This is a genomic window from Caballeronia sp. LZ043, assembly GCF_031451075.1.
In the GTDB taxonomy this organism is placed as follows: domain Bacteria; phylum Pseudomonadota; class Gammaproteobacteria; order Burkholderiales; family Burkholderiaceae; genus Caballeronia.
In genome coordinates this window covers 1-3,566 of record NZ_JARUXT010000023.1, presented here as the reverse complement: position 1 = coordinate 3,566, position 3,566 = coordinate 1, and the positions used below count along the sequence as shown (strand labels likewise).

4 protein-coding genes are annotated in these 3,566 nt (G+C 62.4%); all 4 read left to right on the top strand.

Features of this window, described 5'->3' with window-relative positions; all coding sequences use genetic code 11:
• Positions 1-316 (top strand): DUF4387 domain-containing protein (locus QCE64_RS36145; protein WP_310009129.1); only part of this gene is annotated, 316 nt, incomplete at its 5' end.
• Positions 317-366: 50 nt separating this feature from the next.
• The gene (locus QCE64_RS36140; RefSeq protein ID WP_309927938.1) at positions 367-1,725 is read left to right on the top strand and encodes an MFS transporter; all 1,359 of its coding nucleotides are present in this window, start codon (positions 367-369) and stop codon (positions 1,723-1,725) included.
• Positions 1,722-2,600 (top strand): MBL fold metallo-hydrolase, encoded by an 879-nt coding sequence (locus tag QCE64_RS36135; RefSeq protein WP_310009127.1) that lies wholly within the window; start codon positions 1,722-1,724, stop codon positions 2,598-2,600. Before QCE64_RS36140 ends, QCE64_RS36135 begins: the two co-directional genes overlap by 4 nt.
• Before the next feature lie 31 nt (positions 2,601-2,631).
• Complete coding sequence (locus QCE64_RS36130; RefSeq protein WP_310009131.1) at positions 2,632-3,315, top strand: nitroreductase family protein; 684 nt, start codon at positions 2,632-2,634, stop codon at positions 3,313-3,315.
• Positions 3,316-3,566: the final 251 nt, after the last annotated feature.

The following is a 3,566-nucleotide window of genomic DNA, read 5'->3' as shown; positions in this document are numbered from 1 at the left end:
CAAGACGCTGCGCGAACTGGCGAAGGTGGTGCGCAGCAAGAACTCGGGTCCGTTCGAGATCACGTTCGACGTGATCTTCGACGAACCAACGCTATACGAGCGCGTGAAGGCGAGCGGGGTGCTGACCGAAGCGCTGATCTGCAAGCTGTACAACGTGAAGAAGGAAGACATCGTGACCCTGATGTTCTTCGACCCGGCGCGTGCTTTCAAGCTGACGCTGAAGCGTTCGTGGGCGCAGGGCAGCGTGGGCGAGCGCGACACATTCGGCGCGCAGCAGCACGCACCGTTGCTGACAATCGAAATTCCCGGCGTCTGACAGCGCCACTCAAACAAAACCAACGATACGCAACACGCAGAGGAGACATCATGGTCAACGATTCGGACATCCGGCGAGTTTCATTCGCCAGCGCCATCGGCGCAACGCTTGAGTGGTACGACTTCTTCATCTTCGGATCGGCCGCCGCGCTGGTCTTCAACAAGCTGTTCTTCCCCGCCATCGATCCGGTAGCCGGCACCATCGCGGCGCTGGCGAGCTTCGCGATTGGCTTCATCGCGCGTCCCGTGGGCGGCATCGTGTTCGGCCACTATGGCGACAAGATCGGCCGCAAGGCAATGCTCGTCCTGAGTCTCGTGATGATGGGCGGCGTGACCTTCCTGATCGGCCTGTTGCCGACATATGAAAGCATCGGCCTGGGCGCGCCCATCCTGCTGACGACGCTGCGCTTCCTGCAAGGCTTCGCCGTGGGCGGCGAATGGGGCGGCGCCACGCTGATGGTGATCGAGCACTCGCCCGCCAAGAAGCGCGGCTTCTATGGCGCGTGGCCGCAGATGGGCATCTCGGCCGCACTGATCCTCTCGACCGGCGTGATGGCCCTGACGACGGCGTTCACCACGCCCGAGCAGTTCGCTTCGTGGGGATGGCGCGTGCCGTTCCTGCTGTCCGGCATCCTGGTGGTGGTGGGCATCATCATTCGCCGTCGCGTGTCGGAGTCGCCCAGCTTCCAGAAGCTGCAACGCTCGCACACCGCCGAGAAGATGCCGATTGCCACCGTGCTCGCCACGCAGAAGAAGCGCACGCTGCAGATCGTCGCCGCACAGGCCGCCGAGAACACCAGCTTCTTCGTGATCTCCGTGTATGCGCTGGTGTACCTGACGCAGAACCTGCACATCGAGAAGCCGCTCGCGATCCGCGCACTGATGATCGGTTCCTTCTTCACGCTGTTGTCGCAGCCGATCTTCGGCGCGCTGTCCGACCGCATCGGCCGCAAGAAGGTGTACATGGGCGGCATGATTTTCCTCGGCGCGTTCATCTTCCCGTTCTTCAGGATGCTCGATACCGGCAGCTATCCGGTGATCGTCACGGCGATCTCGGTTGCGATGGTCTTCGGCCTCGGCAGCACGCTGTCGGCGCAGCCCGCACTCATCAGCGAGCAGTATCCGGCCGCGATCCGCTACAGCGGCGTCTCGGTGGCGTACCAGCTTGCCACGGTGATCTGGAGCGGCCCGACGCCGATCCTCGCCGCGCTGTTCGTCATGTGGGCGGGCGGTTACTGGCTGCTGGCGGCGTACATCGTGTTCGCGGCCGTGGTCTCGGTGCTCGGCATCATGCCGCTGCGCGAAGCGGCCGGAGTTGAACTGTCTTCGCTGGAAGAGAATCTGCACCGTGATACAGGCGCGGCGCGTCAGCCGCACGCAACCGGACTGTCGGGAGAACAGGCATCGTGATTCGTTTCAGGATCGGCAAGGTAACGGCTACGCTGGTTGAAGAGACCGTCGACAAGTCCTTCGACTTTCTCAAGTTCTTCCCGCTGGCGACGCCGCAGGACGTGGAAGACAACCTCTCGTGGATCGCGCCGGGCCATTACGATCCCGCCACGGGCCGCATGCTCCTCAGCATGCACTCGTGGTTGCTGGACACGGGGCGGCACAAGATCCTGATCGATGGTTGCGTCGGCAACGACAAGGAGCGGCCCGGCCGTCCCGACTGGTGCAACCTGCAGACACCGTATCTGGATCGCCTCGCGAAAGCAGGTGCGACGCCCGAGCAGATCGACTATGTGCTGTGCACACACCTGCATGCGGATCACATCGGCTGGAATACGCGGCTTGTGGGCGACCGCTGGGTGCCGACCTTTCCCAACGCGAAGTATGTGTTCGGGAAGACCGAGAACGATTATTGGGCGGCGCGTTACGCGAAGGAATCGACGGGCCATCACATCCTCGGCTACAAGGACAGCGTGCTGCCGGTGATCGAGGCGGGCCAGGCGATGATGATCGACGACTACGCGGAAATCGCCGACTGCCTGTTCATCGAACCGGCGCCGGGTCATACGCCGGGTCACGTCGCGATCTGGCTGAAGTCGAATGACGCGCATGCCGTGATGACCGGTGACATCCTGCATCATCCGATCCAGGTGAAGTATCCGCACTGGAGCTGTTTCGGCTGCATCGACCAGAAGCAATCCGCCGAAACGCGTCGCCGGATTCTGGAGAAGACCTGCGAGCAGCGCGCGCTGCTGCTGCCGGGACATTTCATGGCGCCTTTCGCGGGCTATGTCGACGAGACGCCCGAGGGCTTCGCCTTCCATCATCCCGAGTGACATGGGGCAGGTTCTTGCGGCCGGGACTTTCATGTCCCGGCCTTTTGCCATTCATCGAAAACGTCACACCACGACACCTCGTCCCGCACCGGGTGATACTGCTATTCATCCTCTTATCGCGGACCGCTGGAGTCCAAGAGCGTATGCGGATCGTCCCGTCGGACATGCCGAGGTGATGAGCTTGCTCGAAGCGGCGCGCTGGGCGCCTTCGGCATCCAACGCGCAGCCTTGGCGCTTCGTCGTGTTTGAAAAGGCTTTTGATCGCGATGCATTTGAGCGCGCCTTCGGGACGCTGATCTCGTTCAATCAGTCGTGGAATACGCACGCGCAGGTGTTGATCGCCGTGCTGGCGGATACGCTGACGTCAAAGGGCGCGGAGAATCCGACTGCGAGCTACGATGCCGGCGCGGCCGCGATGGCGCTGTTGCTGCAAGCCAGCGCGCAAGGCTTGGCGGCGCACGCGATGAGCGGGCTTGATGCCGATGCATTCCGTGCGGCGTTTGCTGTGCCGGCGCGATTCGAGGTGTTGAGCATGATCTCAGTGGCGCATCATGGCGATGCTCGAGCGTTGCCCGATGCGCTCGCCGAGCGTGAGCTGGCGCCGCGCGCGCGGTTGCCGATTGGGCAGATTGCGCAGTTTGGGGGGAAATGGCTTGAGGCTGAAACTCAGCGGGACCGGAAGGGTGTCCCTTCAGAACTCCGCAGGGCCAGTTGAAGCAAGTGATGGAAGAAGTGCGTTGGGAGTGGAACCCCCAGAAACACGATCGATCTGATTTTCTTTCCGGAAGTTTGCGAGCCTCGCCGATGAGCACACTATCTTCTTCGCAGCCGTTTGGACGCAATGCTTGATCTCCGTCACACGCTGGCAGTTCGAGCAATGCGATGCGGCCCGACTCCGATACCCGCTCGACTTGCCGTTCGACATCGCGCATCACCCTGCCCACACGCGAGCGCAGCGTTCGCAAT